At 72.7% G+C, this 15,165-nt stretch carries 17 protein-coding genes; 3 read left to right on the plus strand and 14 right to left on the minus strand.

The window, feature by feature from the left end; translation table 11 throughout:
- Nucleotides 1-5: 5 nt before the first annotated feature.
- From ACIBPB_RS08265 to ACIBPB_RS08275, 3 genes are all read right to left on the minus strand, one after another.
- Nucleotides 6-644, minus strand: coding sequence for an acVLRF1 family peptidyl-tRNA hydrolase (locus ACIBPB_RS08265; RefSeq protein WP_396838898.1), 639 nt, complete (start codon nt 642-644; stop codon nt 6-8).
- A gap of 112 nt (nt 645-756) precedes the next feature.
- Nucleotides 757-1,386 carry a LysE family transporter gene (locus ACIBPB_RS08270; RefSeq protein ID WP_357323193.1) on the minus strand — a complete coding sequence of 210 codons (630 nt, stop codon included), beginning with the start codon at nt 1,384-1,386 and terminating at the stop codon, nt 757-759.
- 166 nt (nt 1,387-1,552) lie between these two features.
- Nucleotides 1,553-2,359 carry an SDR family NAD(P)-dependent oxidoreductase gene (locus ACIBPB_RS08275; RefSeq protein WP_396838899.1) on the minus strand — a complete coding sequence of 269 codons (807 nt, stop codon included), beginning with the start codon at nt 2,357-2,359 and terminating at the stop codon, nt 1,553-1,555.
- Nucleotides 2,360-2,443: 84 nt separating this feature from the next.
- On the opposite strand from ACIBPB_RS08275, the gene ACIBPB_RS08280 reads away from it, so the two are divergent.
- Nucleotides 2,444-2,878 carry a MarR family winged helix-turn-helix transcriptional regulator gene (locus tag ACIBPB_RS08280; protein WP_396838900.1) on the plus strand — a complete coding sequence of 145 codons (435 nt, stop codon included), beginning with the start codon at nt 2,444-2,446 and terminating at the stop codon, nt 2,876-2,878.
- Between the two features lie 86 nt (nt 2,879-2,964).
- Here ACIBPB_RS08280 and ACIBPB_RS08285 read toward each other — a convergent pair whose 3' ends face one another.
- The 8 genes from ACIBPB_RS08285 to ACIBPB_RS08320 form a co-directional block, all read right to left on the minus strand.
- The gene (locus ACIBPB_RS08285; RefSeq protein ID WP_396838901.1) at nt 2,965-3,372 is read right to left on the minus strand and encodes a metal-sulfur cluster assembly factor; all 408 of its coding nucleotides are present in this window, start codon (nt 3,370-3,372) and stop codon (nt 2,965-2,967) included.
- Complete coding sequence (gene sufU / locus ACIBPB_RS08290; protein ID WP_357323181.1) at nt 3,369-3,842, minus strand: Fe-S cluster assembly sulfur transfer protein SufU; 474 nt, start codon at nt 3,840-3,842, stop codon at nt 3,369-3,371. The genes ACIBPB_RS08285 and sufU overlap by 4 nt, the downstream gene beginning before the upstream one ends.
- Before the next feature lie 46 nt (nt 3,843-3,888).
- Nucleotides 3,889-5,193, minus strand: a complete 1,305-nt coding sequence (locus tag ACIBPB_RS08295) for a cysteine desulfurase (protein WP_396838902.1) — start codon at nt 5,191-5,193, stop codon at nt 3,889-3,891.
- 6 nt (nt 5,194-5,199) lie between these two features.
- The gene (gene sufC / locus ACIBPB_RS08300) at nt 5,200-5,973 is read right to left on the minus strand and encodes a Fe-S cluster assembly ATPase SufC (RefSeq protein ID WP_357323175.1); all 774 of its coding nucleotides are present in this window, start codon (nt 5,971-5,973) and stop codon (nt 5,200-5,202) included.
- Nucleotides 5,973-6,317 carry a non-heme iron oxygenase ferredoxin subunit gene (locus ACIBPB_RS08305; protein ID WP_046571233.1) on the minus strand — a complete coding sequence of 115 codons (345 nt, stop codon included), beginning with the start codon at nt 6,315-6,317 and terminating at the stop codon, nt 5,973-5,975. The genes sufC and ACIBPB_RS08305 overlap by 1 nt, the downstream gene beginning before the upstream one ends.
- The gene (sufD, locus tag ACIBPB_RS08310; RefSeq protein ID WP_396838903.1) at nt 6,317-7,462 is read right to left on the minus strand and encodes a Fe-S cluster assembly protein SufD; all 1,146 of its coding nucleotides are present in this window, start codon (nt 7,460-7,462) and stop codon (nt 6,317-6,319) included. The genes ACIBPB_RS08305 and sufD overlap by 1 nt, the downstream gene beginning before the upstream one ends.
- 92 nt (nt 7,463-7,554) lie before the next feature.
- Nucleotides 7,555-8,985, minus strand: coding sequence for a Fe-S cluster assembly protein SufB (gene sufB / locus ACIBPB_RS08315; protein WP_357323165.1), 1,431 nt, complete (start codon nt 8,983-8,985; stop codon nt 7,555-7,557).
- The gene (locus ACIBPB_RS08320; RefSeq protein WP_396838904.1) at nt 8,982-9,803 is read right to left on the minus strand and encodes a helix-turn-helix transcriptional regulator; all 822 of its coding nucleotides are present in this window, start codon (nt 9,801-9,803) and stop codon (nt 8,982-8,984) included. The genes sufB and ACIBPB_RS08320 overlap by 4 nt, the downstream gene beginning before the upstream one ends.
- A 98-nt stretch (nt 9,804-9,901) precedes the next feature.
- Here ACIBPB_RS08320 and ACIBPB_RS08325 point away from each other — a divergent pair, with 98 nt between their 5' ends.
- Nucleotides 9,902-10,864 (plus strand): heme A synthase, encoded by a 963-nt coding sequence (locus ACIBPB_RS08325; protein WP_396838905.1) that lies wholly within the window; start codon nt 9,902-9,904, stop codon nt 10,862-10,864.
- Between the two features lie 78 nt (nt 10,865-10,942).
- Nucleotides 10,943-12,610, plus strand: a complete 1,668-nt coding sequence (locus ACIBPB_RS08330) for a right-handed parallel beta-helix repeat-containing protein (protein WP_396838906.1) — start codon at nt 10,943-10,945, stop codon at nt 12,608-12,610.
- A 70-nt stretch (nt 12,611-12,680) separates the two neighbouring features.
- On the opposite strand, the gene ACIBPB_RS08335 is transcribed toward ACIBPB_RS08330, so the two are convergent.
- The 3 genes from ACIBPB_RS08335 to ACIBPB_RS08345 form a co-directional block, all read right to left on the minus strand.
- Entirely contained in the window at nt 12,681-13,601 is a 921-nt protein-coding gene (locus tag ACIBPB_RS08335; protein ID WP_396838907.1) for a RimK family alpha-L-glutamate ligase, read from the minus strand.
- 6 nt (nt 13,602-13,607) lie between these two features.
- The gene (locus tag ACIBPB_RS08340; RefSeq protein ID WP_396838909.1) at nt 13,608-13,943 is read right to left on the minus strand and encodes a hypothetical protein; all 336 of its coding nucleotides are present in this window, start codon (nt 13,941-13,943) and stop codon (nt 13,608-13,610) included.
- Nucleotides 13,944-14,195: 252 nt separating this feature from the next.
- Nucleotides 14,196-15,155: a heme o synthase gene (locus ACIBPB_RS08345; RefSeq protein WP_357323149.1), complete on the minus strand. Its 960-nt coding sequence runs from the start codon at nt 15,153-15,155 to the stop codon at nt 14,196-14,198.
- Between the last annotated feature and the right edge of the window lie 10 nt (nt 15,156-15,165).

A 15,165-nucleotide genomic window follows, 5' to 3' on the forward strand; every position in this document is an offset into this window, starting at 1 on the left:
CCCGCTCAGCGGACCAGAATGTGGACCGCTCGGGCGGCGGAGACCGCGGCGACCAGCACCGCGTGCCGGGGCTCCGGCACGTTGAGCAACCGGTCCGCGCGCAGCGCGGCGAGCGGTGCCAGCCGCCGGTCGGCGAGCACGGTGTCGACCGCCCGCCGGTCGCCGCCGCCGACCAGCGCGGCGAGGGTCGCCACCTCCGGCAGCAGCAGGCGTACGGCCAGCTCCGCCGCGTCGCCCAGGGCGGCCTTCGCCTGGTTGTCGCGCCGCCGGGCGAACCGCTGCTGGGACCACCCGCCGGCGGCGGTACGGCCCTGCACGTACCGGGTGTCCACCTTGGAGACCACCAGGTCGGTGCCGTCGGCCACGCCGACCGCCACCGCGCCCTTGCGGGCCAGCAGCAGCCCCAGGCGGCGCGGCCCGGCCGCGGCAGCGACGAAGCCGGGTACGTCGACGCCGGCCGGCGCACCGGGCGGGGTGTGCAGCTCGGCGGTCGCGCCGTCCGGGGCGGCGAGCAGCAGCCCGTACCCCTGGACGGTGGTGGTGGGCGGGCCGTGCCGGTCGGCGAAGCCCTCGACCCAGCGGGCGACGCGGGCCGGGTCGACCTCGACCCACCGGCCGCCCCCGGCTGCGGGTCGGCTGGTCACCGTCCGACCGTACGGCATCGCCGAGCCGGCCGGCCCGCCAGACCGAGCCGCGCCCCGGACCGAGCCCGGGTCCACCAGCCGGACCAGCGCCGGCCCGGCGCCGGGGCACGGCTCAGTCGGGCAACAGGGTGACGATCGCGAGGGTGGCGATCAGGGCGCTGGAGACCAGCCCGGTGACCAGGCGTCCGCGCGCGCCGGCCAGTACCCGGCCGACCATCGTGCCGCCGCCGGCCACCAGCAGTTGCCAGCTCGCCGAGGCCAGGAACGCGCCCGCCGCGAAGAGCGCGGCGGTGGCCGCGTCCGGGTCGGCGGTGTCCTGGCGGCCGAGCACCAGCGCGGCGAAATAGACCACCGTGGCCGGGTTGAGCAGGGTCAGGGCCAGCAGCACCGCGTACGCCCGCCCGGGGCTGTGCAGCCCCCGTCCCGCCGGCGCCTCCGCGACCTCCCGGGTCCGCGCCGACCAGGCCCGCCACAGGCCGTGGCCGGCGAGCCCGAGCAGCACCAGCGCGGCGACGATCCGCAGCGGACCGGCGACCGGCGCGATGACCCCGGCCAGTCCGGCGCCGCCGAACGCGGCGACCGCCGCGTAGATCCCGTCGGCGGTCGCCACGGCGAGGGCCGCCGCCGCGCCGACCCGGAAACCGGTGCGGGCACTGAGCCCGAGGATGAGGACCGCGATCGCGCCGACCGGGACGGCGACCCCGTAGCCGGCCACCAGGCCGGCGAGGAACGCCCCGGTCACGACGGTGGGCGGCGGGTCGAGGCGGCCGGCGGCAGGGTGCGCTGTCGACGCGCGGCGGTGGCCGCGCGGACAGAGACCTGCTTCGGGTACGCCTCGATCACGGGGTCATCCTGGTCGCCGCTCCCCCGGTCCCGCCACTGGTTTTCGCCCGCCCCGAGCGACGGCCCTACCGGTCGATGAGCTCGCGGGTGGCCGCGCGCAGGCGGGCGCGGGCCACGGCGTCGTACGCCTGCTCGTGGGCGCGGGCCTCGTCGAACCGGTCGAAGTAGCGCCCGGTCACCGTCCCGAGCGCGGAGTCGATGATCAATCGCAGGGTGGGCAGCGCACCGTCGTGCACGGTGACGGCGGGCGCCAGGCCGCTGGTCCGGACCATCGGCGTGTCCATGAGATGGGCAGGGTGCAGTGCGTTCACGGTGATGCCGTGGCCGCCCAGTTCCGCCGCGAGATCGAAGCTACTCATGATCATGGCGAGCTTGGCCCGGCAGTAGGCCTGGACTCCGTCGTAGTGCCGGTTGAACATCAGGTCGTCGAAGTCGATCGGCGCCTGGCCCATCGACGCGACGTTCACCACCCGGGCCCGGCCGGAGGCGGCGAGCAGCGGCGTCAACTCCCGGGTCAGCAGGTGGGGCGCTAGGTGGTTCACGGTCAGCCGCAGCTCGTGCCCCTGTCGGCCGATCTCGCGCCGGGTGGGATCACTGCCGCCGCCGACCGCGGCGTTGTTGACCAACACGTCGAGTCGCGGCTCGACCTGCCGGATGCGGTCGGCCAGCCCGCGTACCTGCGCCAGGTCGGCGAAGTCGGCCGGGTAGGTCCGCACGGTCGCCTCCGCGCCCAACTCCCCGGCCACCCGACCCAACCGCTCGGGGTCCCGGCCGTGCAGCAGCAGCGTGGCGCCGCGCCCGGCCAGATCCCGAGCCACCTGCCGGCCCAGCCCGGTGGTCGCGCCGGTGATGAGGATGGTCTTTCCGTCCACGAGGCCCCCAAAGCCTGATCTACCATCAAGGCCTTGATGCTAATACGAGGCTTGATTGAAGTTCCAGAGGCTACGATGTGCGTCATGGGAATGCCGGCCGGGGAGCGACTCGGCCTTGACATCAAGCGCGCCGAACAGGCGCTCATGGCGGCGAAGAACGCCGCGTTGCGGCCCGCGAACCTGACCGTCGCGCAGTACGCCGCGCTGTTGGCGCTCGCCGACAGCCCTGGCATCTCGGGCGCGGCGCTCGCCCGGTCCTGCCTCGTCACTCCGCAGGCCATGGCGGCCGTGCTGAAAACCCTCGAGGAACGCGGCCTGGTGGCCCGCGCACCGCACCGGTGGCACCGGCACGTCCTCGAAACCCACCTCACCGAGGCGGGCGAGGAAGCGCTGACCGTCGCCGACCGGGCGGCCGTACGCATCGAACGCCGCCTCGCGGACACGTTCACGGACGAGGAGCGACGGATCCTACGCCACCTGCTGGCACGCTGCGTGCAGGCGATCGAGGAGCGCGACTGACCGCCGGCCCCGACCACGTACGGGCCCGCGAACGCGTCGAGCGCGACCCCCACAAGGGGTGTCGCGCTCGACGGGTGACCGGTCGGTCAGACGTTGAAGCCGAGGGAGCGGAGCTGGTCCCGGCCCTCGTCGGTGATCTTGTCGGGTCCCCACGGCGGCAGCCACACCCAGTTGATCCGGATGTCGCTGACCAGGCCGCCACCCGGTCCGGTGGTCAGCGCCTGCCGGGCCTGGTCCTCGATCACATCGGTCAGCGGGCAGGCCGCCGAGGTGAGCGTCATGTCCAGGGTGGCCACGTTCTCGTCGTCGACGTGGATGCCGTACACCAGGCCGAGATCGACCACGTTGATGCCCAGCTCGGGGTCGACGACGTCCCTCATCGCCTCTTCGATGTCGTCGATCGCGGCCTTGCCGCCGCCCGCCGCGCCGGCCGGTGCCGTGCCGTCGGTCGCCACGGCGCCGCCCTCCGGCGTGCTGGTTTCGTCGCTGCTCATGCCTTCACCTCCGGGCTCACGCCCACCCCGGCGCGTGCCGCGGCGTCCTTGAACGCCATCCACGACAGCAGCGCGCATTTCACCCGGGCCGGGTAGCGCGCGACACCCGCGAACGCCACCCCGTCTCCGAGCACGTCCTCGTCCGGCGTGACCTGGCCACGCCCGGACATCAACTCGACGAACGCCTCGTGCACCACAGCCGCGTCGTCCGCGGCGCGGCCGCGCAGCAGCTCGTGCAGCACGCTCGCCGAGGCCTGGCTGATCGAGCAGCCCATCCCGTCGTACGAGATGTCGGTGAACACCTTGCCGTCGGTCGCCACCCGCACGGTGATCTCGTCGCCGCAGGTCGGGTTGACGTGGTGCGCCTCGCCGACCCGGGCGCCCGGCTCCGCCGTGTCCCGCAGGCCACGGCCGTGCGGGTGCTTGTAGTGATCCAGGATGATCTCCTGGTACAGCGACTCAAGCTGCATCAGGCTGCCCTCCCGTCGAGTCGCCGGGCTCCCCGCGTCGCCCGGCTCACCGGAACACCTTCCGCACCTGCTCGAGGCCGGCCACCAGCGCGTCGATCTCCGCCGTGGTGGTGTACAGGTAGAACGACGCCCGCGTGGTGGCCGGCACCCCGAACCGGGTGCACACCGGCTTCGCGCAGTGGTGACCCACCCGCACCTGCACACCGAGCGAGTCGAGCACCTGCCCCACGTCGTGCGGGTGCACGTCGGCGAGCGCGAAGGAGATGGTGCCGCCCCGGCCCACCGGCACGGTCGGCCCGAAGATCCGCAGCCCCGGCACGGTGGCGAGGGCGTCCAGCGCGTACGCCGTCAGCTCCTTCTCGTGCCACTGGATGGCCCGCATCCCCACCCCGGAGAGGTAGTCCACCGCCGCGCCGAGCGCCACCGCCTCGGCGATGGGCGGGGTGCCCGCCTCGAACCGGGCCGGCGGCGCGGCGAACGTCGACCGGGCCATCGTGACCGTCTCGATCATCGACCCGCCGCCCAGCACCGGGGGCATCGCGGCGAGCAGCTCGGCCCGGCCCCAGAGCACCCCGATGCCGGTCGGGCCGCACATCTTGTGCCCGGTGAAGGCGATGAAGTCGGCGTCGTAGTCGACCACGTCCATCGGCAGGTGCGGCACCGACTGCGAGCAGTCGAGCAGCAGCAGCGCGCCGACCTCGCGGACCCGCCGGGTGATCCGCCCGGTGGCGTTCACCGTGCCGAGGATGTTCGAGGTGTGCACCAGGGAGACGATCTTCGTCCGCTCGGTGACCAGGTCGTCCAGCCCGGACTCGTCCAGCCGGCCCTGCTCGGTGAGCGGGAACCAGCGCAGCGTCGCGCCGGTCCGCTCGGCGAGGAGCTGCCACGGGACGATGTTCGAGTGGTGCTCCATCTCGGAGATGACGATCTCGTCACCCGGCCCGATCCGGAACCGCGGGTCGGCGTCCGGCCGCAGCGAGGCGTTGGAGAACGCGTACGCCACCAGGTTGATCGCCTCGGTGGAGTTCTTGGTGAACACCACCTCGTCCACGCTCGGCGCGTTGATGAACGCGGCGATCTTCGCCCGGGCCCCCTCGTACGCCTCGGTCGCCTCGGTGCCCAGGGTGTGCACCGAACGCGACACGTTGGCGTTGTGCCGCGCGTAGTGCTCGGCGAGCACGTCGAGCACCTGACGCGGCTTGTGCGAGGTGTTGGCGCTGTCCAGGTAGACCAGCGGGTGCCCGTTGATCTCCCGGTCCAGGATCGGGAAATCGGCCCGCACCCGCGCCACGTCGTAGCGGGGCACGTCGTCGTACTGCGGCATGCCCGCCGGGATCGCGATGGAGCTCATGTCAGGTCAGGCCCGCGCCGCGCCGGCCCCGGCGACGTACCGCTCGTAGCCCTCTTCCTCGAGCTTGTCGGCCAGCTCCGGGCCGCCCTGCTCGACGATCCGGCCGGCCACGAAGACGTGCACGAAGTCGGGCTTGATGTAGCGCAGGATCCGGGTGTAGTGGGTGATCAGCAGCAGGCCGGTGTCGCCGGTGTCGCGGACCCGGTTCACCCCCTCGCTGACCACCCGCAGCGCGTCCACGTCCAGACCGGAGTCGGTCTCGTCGAGGATGGCGATCCGCGGCTTGAGCAGCTCCAGCTGCATGATCTCGTGCCGCTTCTTCTCCCCGCCGGAGAAGCCCTCGTTGACGTTGCGCTGGGCGAACGCCGGGTCCATCTGGAGCTTCTCCATGGCGCCGCGCAGCTCGCCGGCCCAGGTGCGCAGCTTCGGCGCCTCGCCGTCGATGGCGGTCTTGGCGGTACGCAGGAAGTTGGCCACCGAGACGCCGGGCACCTCGACCGGGTACTGCATGGCCAGGAAGAGCCCGGCGCGGGCCCGCTCGTCGACGGACATGGCCAGCACGTCCTCGCCGTCGAGGGTCACCGAGCCGCCGGTGATCTCGTACTTGGGGTGGCCGGCGATCGAGTACGCCAGGGTCGACTTGCCGGAGCCGTTCGGGCCCATGATCGCGTGGGTCTCGCCCGACTTCACGGTGAGGTCGACACCGGCCAGGATCGGCTTGAGCTCACCCTCGGGCAGCTTGACCGACACCTTCAGGTCGCGGATCTCCAGGGTGCTCATCAGCGGGTCACTCCATTGCTCGGCAGCGGGCGGCCGTCGGCGCCCACGGGAAGGTAGATGTCGCCGTCGCGGACTTCGACGGGATAGACGGGAACGGGTTCGGTCGCGGGCAGCCCGGTGGGCTCACCGGTACGCAGGTCGAAACGGGATCCGTGCAGCCAGCATTCCAGCGTGCAGCCGTCGACCTCGCCCTCGGAGAGGGGCACCGCGGCGTGCGAACACTCGTCGTACACGGCGTAGAACGCGTCGTCCTCGGCGTGCACGATGGCGATCTGGGTGCCGTCGACGTCGGCGCTGATCGCGGTGCCCTTCGGCACGTCCTCGGTGGAACAGATCTTGATCATCAGGCGCCGGCCTTGGCGAGGCGGGCCTCGATCGCGTCCCCGAGCCGCTCGCGCAGCTCCTCGACCGGGATCTTGTTGATCAGCTCGGCGAAGAAGCCGCGCACCACCAGGCGGCGGGCCTCGGACTCCGGGATGCCCCGGGCCATCAGGTAGAAGAGCTGCTCGTCGTCGAAGCGGCCGGTCGCGCTGGCGTGGCCGGCGCCGGCGATCTCGCCGGTCTCGATCTCCAGGTTCGGCACCGAGTCCGCCCGCGCGCCGTCGGTGAGCAGCAGGTTGCGGTTGATCTCGTACGTGTCGGTGCCGGTCGCCTCGGCCCGGATCAGCACGTCACCGACCCAGACGGTGTGCGCGCTGTCGCCCTGCAGGGCGCCCCGGTAGCCGACGTAGCTGCGGCAGTCCGGCACGGTGTGGTCGACCAGCTGACGGTGCTCCAGGTGCTGGCCCGAGTCGGCGAAGTAGAGGCCGTACAGCTCGGCCTCGCCGCCGCGCCCGGTGTACTCCACCGAGGTGTACTGGCGGACCAGGTCGCCGCCGAGGCTGACCTGCACGTGGATCACCTTGGCGTCGCGGCCCAGCTTCACCTTGAGGTGCTGGGCCTGCACCGCGTCGTCCGCCCAGTCGGCGACGGTGACCAGGATGAGCTTCGCCCCGTCGCCCACGGCCACCTCGACGTTGTCCGCCAGGGTGGCCGAGCCGACGTGCTCCAGCACCAGGGTGACCTCGGCGAACCGGCCCACCTCGACGACGGTGTGGCCGAGGGCGAGTGCGTCCGCGCCGGCGCCGACCACCCGCAGGCTCACCGGCGCCGCGACCACGGCGTCCCGGGCGACCTGCACCAGCAGCGCCTCGTCGAACCCGCCGTAGGCCAGGGCGCTGACCCGGTCGAACGGGGTGAGCACGCTGCCCACCCGCGGGTCGTCCCGGCCGATCCGGCCGACGGTGACGCCCTCGGGCAGGTCGCCGTGCTCGTGGCGGACCGTGCCGGTCGCGGCCGGCACCTCGCCGCCGGTCAGGCCGCGCAGGCGCTTGAGCGGGGTGAAACGCCACTCCTCCTCCAGGCCGGTGAGGGCCGGGAAGTCGGCGACGTCGTACGAGCGGAGCGCCTGCGACTTGGTCGCGGGCGGCGCGGAAGCCTGGGTAGTCATCTCTTCCTTGGTCTGTCTGTGCCGGGACGACGAGATCTGGGGGCTGGTGCGGCGGGCCGGGGAGACCGGCCCGCCGCCCGGGAGCGGCGGCGTCAGCCGACCGCGCCCTCCATCTGCAGCTCGATCAGGCGGTTGAGCTCCAGGGCGTACTCCATCGGGAGTTCCTTGGCGATCGGCTCGATGAAGCCACGCACGATCATCGCCATCGCCTCGTCCTCGCTCAGGCCCCGGCTCATCAGGTAGAAGAGCTGGTCCTCGCTGACCTTGGAGACGGTCGCCTCGTGCCCCATCGACACGTCGTCCTCGCGGATGTCCACGTAGGGGTAGGTGTCCGAGCGGGAGATGGTGTCGACCAGCAGGGCGTCGCACTTCACCGTGCTCCGGCTGTTGGTCGAGCCCTCCAGCACCTGCACCAGACCCCGGTACGAGGTGCGGCCGCCGCCCCGGGCGATCGACTTCGACACGATGGTCGAGGAGGTGTGCGGCGCGGCGTGCACCATCTTGGCGCCGGCGTCCTGGTGCTGGCCCTCGCCGGCCATGGCGACCGAGAGCACCTCGCCCTTGGCGTGCTCGCCGGTCATGTAGACCGCCGGGTACTTCATGGTCACCTTGGAGCCGATGTTGCCGTCGATCCACTCCATGGTCGCGCCCTCGTGGCAGACGGCGCGCTTGGTGACCAGGTTGTAGACGTTGTTCGACCAGTTCTGGATGGTCGTGTAGCGGCACCGGGCGTTCTTCTTGACGATGATCTCCACGACCGCGCTGTGCAGCGAGTCGGAGGAGTAGATCGGCGCGGTGCAGCCCTCGACGTAGTGCACGTACGCGCCCTCGTCGACGATGATCAGCGTCCGCTCGAACTGGCCCATGTTCTCCGTGTTGATCCGGAAGTAGGCCTGCAGCGGGATCTCCACGTGCACGCCCTTCGGCACGTAGATGAACGAGCCACCGGACCAGACCGAGGTGTTCAGCGCGGCGAACTTGTTGTCGCCGACCGGGATCACCGTGCCGAAGTACTCCTTGAAGATGTCCTCGTGCTCGCGCAGCGCGGTGTCGGTGTCCAGGAAGATGACACCCTGCTCCTCGAGGTCCTCACGGATCTTGTGGTAGACGACCTCGGACTCGTACTGCGCCGCGACGCCGGCGATCAGCCGCTGCTTCTCCGCCTCGGGGATGCCCAGCCGGTCGTAGGTGTTCTTGATGTCCTCGGGCAGGTCCTCCCAGCTGGTGGCCTGCTTCTCGGTGGACCGCACGAAGTACTTGATGTTGTCGAAGTCGATCCCGGTGAGGTCCGCGCCCCAGTTCGGCATCGGCTTGCGGCCGAACAGGCGCAGGCCCTTCAGCCGCAGGTCGAGCATCCAGGCCGGCTCGTTCTTCTTGGCCGAGATGTCCCGGACCACCGCCTCGTTGAGGCCGCGCTGGGCGACGGCCCCGGCGACGTCGGGGTCGGCCCAGCCGTACTCGTAACGACCGAGGGCGGCGAGCTGCTCCTCCTGGGTCAGGGGCTGGACGATCTGCTCGGTCATCTATCTGTCCTCACAGTGGTGACGGTGTTACCGGACTGGGCGCCCGCACGCGGGCTCTGCCGCGGCTGGGTCGGGATGTGCGTGGTGCACACCCCGTCGCCGTGCGCGATAGTGGCCAGGCGCTGCACGTGGGTGCCGACCAGGCGGGAGATCACCGCGGTCTCGGCCTCGCACAGCTGGGGGAACTCGGCGGCCACGTGCGCCACCGGGCAGTGGTGCTGGCAGAGCTGGCCGCCGGAGGCGATCGTGGACGCGTTGGCAGCGTAACCCTCGGCGGTCAGCGCCCCGGCGAGCGCCTCCGCCCGGGCGAGCGGGTCGTCGCCGGCGTCCTCCATGGCGGCCCGGCAGCGCTCCTCCAGCGCGGTCACCTGCTCGGCGGCGAACGCCTCGACGGCCCGCGCGCCGCCGCTGCGGGCGATCCAGCGCAGCGCGGCGGTGGCGATGTTGTCGTAGTGGTGGGTGCCGCAGCGCACCCGCGCCGCCTCGGTCAGCACGAAGACCTTCGCCGGCCGGCCCCTGCCCCGGCTGCCCCGCACGACCTGCTCGCGGGCCACCACGTCGCCGTCGGCGAGCATCGCGTCGAGGTGCCGGCGGATCGCGGCCGGGCTGAGCCCGAGCGCCGAGCCGAGCTGGGCGGCGGTGGTCGCCCCCCGCTCCAGCAGCAGCTGGGTGACCCGGTCCCGGGTGGAGAGATCGGCGGACGCGGCCGGCGACGGCTCGAGCTCGGCGCCCGGGAGGGCGCGCGTCGGCCGGGAGCCGTCAGCGGTGACCGGACCGGTCGCCGGCTGGGGCCCGGAGAGCGCCGCCGCGTTTTTCACAACGCCAACGTTACGTAATTCGCCGGAGGGCCGCAAACCCGGGGTCCGGTGATCCCGACCACCGGGCCGGCGGAGTCACCCGATCGTGGTCCACTACGGTGCGTAGGATTCGCTCCGTGAAGGCTTCCGTCCGGTTCCCGGTCTCCGCCGCGCTGCTGCGCCGCCTCGCGTACACCTCGATCATCGCGAACGTGGCGATCGTGGTCACCGGCGGGGGGGTCCGGCTCACCCGGTCCGGACTGGGCTGCCCGACCTGGCCGCGGTGCACCGACGAGTCCTACACCACCACCCCGGAGATGGGCATCAACGGGGTGATCGAGTTCGGCAACCGGCTGCTCACCTTCGTGGTGGGGATCATCGCGCTGGCCGTGGTGCTGGCCGTGCTCGCCCACCGCCCCCGCCGGCGCGGGCTGCTGCCGCTCGCGGTCGCCGTGCTGCTGGGCATCCCCGCCCAGGCGGTGATCGGCGGCATCACCGTGCTCACCAACCTCAACCCGTGGGTGGTCGGGCTGCACTTCCTCGCCTCGATGGCGGTGATCGCCGCCGCGTACGCGCTGTGGAAGCGCACCACCGAGCCGGACGGACCGGTCACCCCCACCGTGCCGGCGCCGCTGCGTACCCTCGCCGCGCTCACCACCGTGGTGAGCGCGGCCGTGCTCGTGGTCGGCACCTGGGTGACCGGCAGCGGGCCGCACGCGGGCGACCAGGGCGCGGCCCGCAACGGGCTGGACCCGGAGGCGATCTCCCAGGTGCACGCCGACGGGGTGTTCCTGCTGATCGGCCTCTCGGTGGCACTGCTCTTCGCGTTCCGGGCGGTCGGCGCCGCCCGCGCCGCGCGGGCCGCCGGCGTGCTGGTGGCGGTCGAGCTGGGCCAGGGGCTGATCGGCTTCGTGCAGTACTTCACCCACCTGCCCGCCGCGCTGGTCGCCGCGCACATGCTCGGCTCCTGCCTGGTGCTGCTGGCCACCCTGGGCGTGCTCTGGGCCACCCGGGAGCGGCAGCCGGCCGCCCCGCCGGCCCCGGCCGCGCCGACCGGGCAGCGGGTCACCGCCGCCGCCTGAGCCCCGCTCCCGGCGTTACCGGCCGGCGGCAGCGGGAATGCGCTCCGCGGCAGGACCGTCCGCCGAGGGGAGCCGCCGGTGTCGCGCAAGGGCCTATCCACGACCGTCCCGCAGCGGCTGACCCCGGTGGCCGGCGCGCCGCTGTGGTGCGACGCCCAGCAGTTCGGGCTCACCGGCGACGGCGTGACCAACGACCAGCCGGCGCTGGCCGCCCTGGTGGACCGGCTGGGCGAGGGGTACGAGGCCGACGGCCGGGCCCGGGTGATCTACTGCCCGCCCGGCATCTACGCGATCCGGGACGCCGGCACGGTCTGGCGCAGCGGCGTCTCGCTGCTCGGCGCCGGCCCGGCGGCCACCCGGTTCCTGCTCAGCAACGAGGGCAACCGGAGCGACCCGGTCCCGCTGGCGTACTGGACCACCGTGCAGCACGGCGCGGACCGGGACCGGCACATCGCCGACTGCACGTTCGCCGACTTCGAGATCGACGGCTCCGGTGTCGGCATGGCCCGGTACGACTACCTGGCCAAGGGCCTGGGCCTGCAGTACGTGGTGCGCGGCGTGTTCCGCAACCTCTACATCCACCACACCGGGGCGACCGGGCTGGGCTGCGACTTCCTCCAGGACAGCCTGATCGACGGGGTGGTCGTGGTGGGCTGCGGCCGGCTGGACAACGGCGAGCAGATGGGCGGCGCGGGCATCGGGGTGGGCATCGGCGGCTGGGGCGACGTGGAGCGGCTCACCATCGCCAACTGCACCACCCTCGGCAACGGCACCAACGGGATCTTCCTGGAGCTGCAGAAGGACTACTGGGCGCCGCCGCGCGGCTTCCGCATCATCGGCTGCCACAGCCAGGCGAACCGGTTCGGCATCTCCGACTGGGGCGCCGACGGCCTGATCGTCTCCGGCTGCACGCTCACCAACAACCTGGAGGCCGGCTTCGACGTCTCGGCCAACGGCACGGCCGGGATCGCCGGTCGCGGCGGGCTGCTCACCGGCTGCGTGGTCGACCGCAACGTGGGCGACGGGATCAGCATGGGCAACACCCCCGGCCCGTACGCGGTGCGCGGCAACCGGATCAGCCGCAACGGCGGGTACGGCTACCACGAGCACGACCTCGGCCACGGGTACCGCGGCGCCGCGGCGGACGTGGTGATCGAGGAGAACGACATCTGGGACAACGGGCTCGACGGGATCCGGATCGACCGGCCGATGATCGACGCGGCGGTGGTGGGCAACCGGCTCCGGGACAACGGGCGGCGATCCGGGCCGGCCTGCCGGGGTTCGGGCGACACGGTGCGCTACGGCCCGCGCCGGGTCAGCGACGGGGCCGCGGACTGGCCGGCCGGCGGGCACCGGGGCAAGGTCGTGCACGTCGGCTCGCGGACCGCCGTGGTGGCCGACAACACCGGCACCGAGCTGTCCCTGGCCGAGGTCCGCCCGGACGGCGCCACCGGCTGGAACGAGGCCACGCCGGAGCCGGGCACGCCGTACGAGCTGCCGGCCGGGCCGCCGGAGCGCGCCGGGATCGCGGTGAACGCCCCGTTCGACTCGGCCATCGTGCGGGGCAACCGGATCTGGCACCGGGACGAGGACACCCAGACCTACGGGTTCTGGATCACCGGCGCGGGCAGTTGCGTGTCCTGCCGGGTGGAGGAGAACGACCTCGCCGGCAACGAGGCCGCCGTCCGGCTGGACACCCCGCCGATCGGCGGCCGCTGGGAACGCAACCACTGCGACGAGCGGTGACCCGGGCCGCGGCCCGCTCGGGCGCCGGCCGCTCCGGCGCGGGCCGCTCGGGCGCGGGCCGCGGCGTGGGTCAGGGCCGGCGGGCCAGGTGGGTGGCGACCGCCTCGGCGAGCCGGTCCGGGGCGCCGTCGGCGTACCCGACGAACAGGCTCGGCTCGGTCAGCTCCAGCTCGACCAGGACGGGCGCCCCGTCCGGTCCGGGAATCAGGTCCACCCGGGCGTAGAGCAGCCGGTCCGGGCCGCCGGGAACGGCGGCCAGGGCCCGCTCGGCGGCATCCCGCTGGGCGGGCGTGGCCGTCCGGGGCTCGATCCGCTCCTCCTTGTAGAGCGCCGCCACGCCCAGGTCCGGGCCGGTGAGCATCGGCCCCTTGCGGATCGCGTGGCTGAAGGCCAGGCCGTCCGGACCGGCCAGGAAGAGCAACGCGGTCTCGCCGGCGGCGTCCACCGCGTCGAGGTACGGCTGGACCATGGCGACCCGGCCGGCCCCGCCGAGCCGCCGCAGGTGCGCGGCGGCCAGCTCCCGGTGCTCCGGGTCGGCCAGGTCGTACCGGCCGGTGTCCTGGCTGCCGGCGCTGACCGCGGGCTTGATCACGTACTCGCCGGTGTCGGCGGGCGGGTGCCAGTCCGTGCCCGGCTCCACCCAGGCGGTCGGCACCGTGGGCACGCCGGCCGCGGCCAGCTCGGCCAGGTAGCGCTTGTCGGTGTTCCAGGCGACCACGTCGGCCGGGTTGGCCAGGGTGGGCACGGTACGCGCCCAGGTGACGAACGCGTCGCGCCGCAGCGCGTAGTCCCAGGGCGAGCGGAGCACGGCCAGGTCGTACGCCGTCCAGGTCACGGCCGGGTCGTCCCAGACCACCGCCTCCGCGGCGATGCCACGGGCGGCGAGCGGGGCGAGCACGAGCCGGTCGTCCGGGTCGAGGTCGGGCAGGGCGGTGCAGGTGACGAGAGCGACCCGGGGTTTCCCCCGGGTCGACTGGTGGTGATCGGTCAATTTATGTCAACGGGCCATCGTGCGCCGGGCCATCGACCGCCAGAGGTCGTTGCTCGGACGCATCTGGTCCATCAGCTCACGCTCCCACGCGTTCTCGACGGTGACTCCCGCCGTGGCGCAGGCCTGCCGTGCCACGTCGGTGCCGTCCGCGAACTGGTCGGCCCACGCTCCGTCGGAACCCACCAGCACGATGCGCGCGCCACGCTTGCCGACGTACTCGATGACCGCCTTCGCCCCGCCGTGCCCGGCGGCAAACGACTTGATGCCCGCGACCAGGCCGTTGGGGGCCTGCTCGGCGACGGTCTTGTCGGCCGTCAGCGTCGTATCGGAACCATCTGCCATGACGCGAAGCCTAAGCAGACTTCCACCCACGTGTGCGAGAACGATGAACTAATTGTGATGCCAATTACCTACGGGTTTAAGGAAGACCACAGGTGATTCGCCCCCCTGTGTCCGTCTATGGCGGGGCGAAACGGACGGCCGGGATCGTCACGGTCTGTCCCACTTCGATGACCCTGGCGGGGCCCGGAAAAAATTCTGATGAATTCCGCGCGCCGGGGAAACCAGCCAGCCCCGACGGGGCCGGCGCGGGCCTCACAACAGGGCGTCGAGCGCGACGGCCGCGAAGAGAATGGTGAGGTAGGTGGTGGACCAGTGGAACAGCCGCATCGGCTTGACCGCCTCGCCGCGCGTCGCGCGCCGGCACAGCTTGTGCGCCTCGACCACGAAGACGCCCCCGACGACCAGCGCGGTCACCCCGTAGATCGGGCTCATGCCCAGCGGCCAGACGGCCAGCGAGGAGAGCAGGGTCAGCCAGGAGAAGGCCAGGATCTCGGCGTTGACCCGGCGGACCGAGGCCACCACCGGCAGCATCGGGATGCCGGCGCGGGCGTAGTCGGTCTTGTACTTGATCGCCAGCGCGTAGAAATGCGGCAACTGCCAGAAGAAGACCACCAGGAACAGGCCCCACGCGGCCGGCGCCAGCGAGCCGGTGACCGCGGCCCAGCCGATCAGCACCGGCGCCGCCCCGCAGATCCCACCCCAGAAGGTGTTCGCCGCCGTGGTCCGCTTGAGCCAGAGCGTGTAGACCAGGTCGTAGTAGGCGATCGCGGCGAGGGTGAGGCCGGCCGCCAGCCAGTTGGTGGTCGCCGCCATCAGCGCGACCGAGATCACCGCCAGCACCAGCCCGAAGATGAGCGCGCTGCGCGGCGACACGGTGTGCGCGGGCAGCGGACGGCGCTTGGTGCGCCGCATCAACTGGTCGATGTCCCGGTCGATGTAGCAGTTGAGCACGCTGGCCGCACCGGCGGCGAGCGAGCCGCCGACCAGCACCACCGCCACCAGCCAGAGCGACGGCATCCCGCCGTCGGCGAGCATCATCGCCGGCACGGTGGTGACCAGCAGCAGCTCGACGATCCGCGGCTTGGTCAGCGCCACGTACGCGCTCACCACGGCCCGGACGTCCCGCCGGCCGGCCGCCGGCGTCTCCGTCAACGTGCTCACCGGCGGCTGCCCGGCAGAGTTGCTGACGGGGCGCTCGGTGATCATGCTCACGGATTGCCAC

It is taken from the genome of Micromonospora sp. NPDC049836 (assembly GCF_044465125.1).
Lineage (GTDB): Bacteria > Actinomycetota > Actinomycetes > Mycobacteriales > Micromonosporaceae > Micromonospora.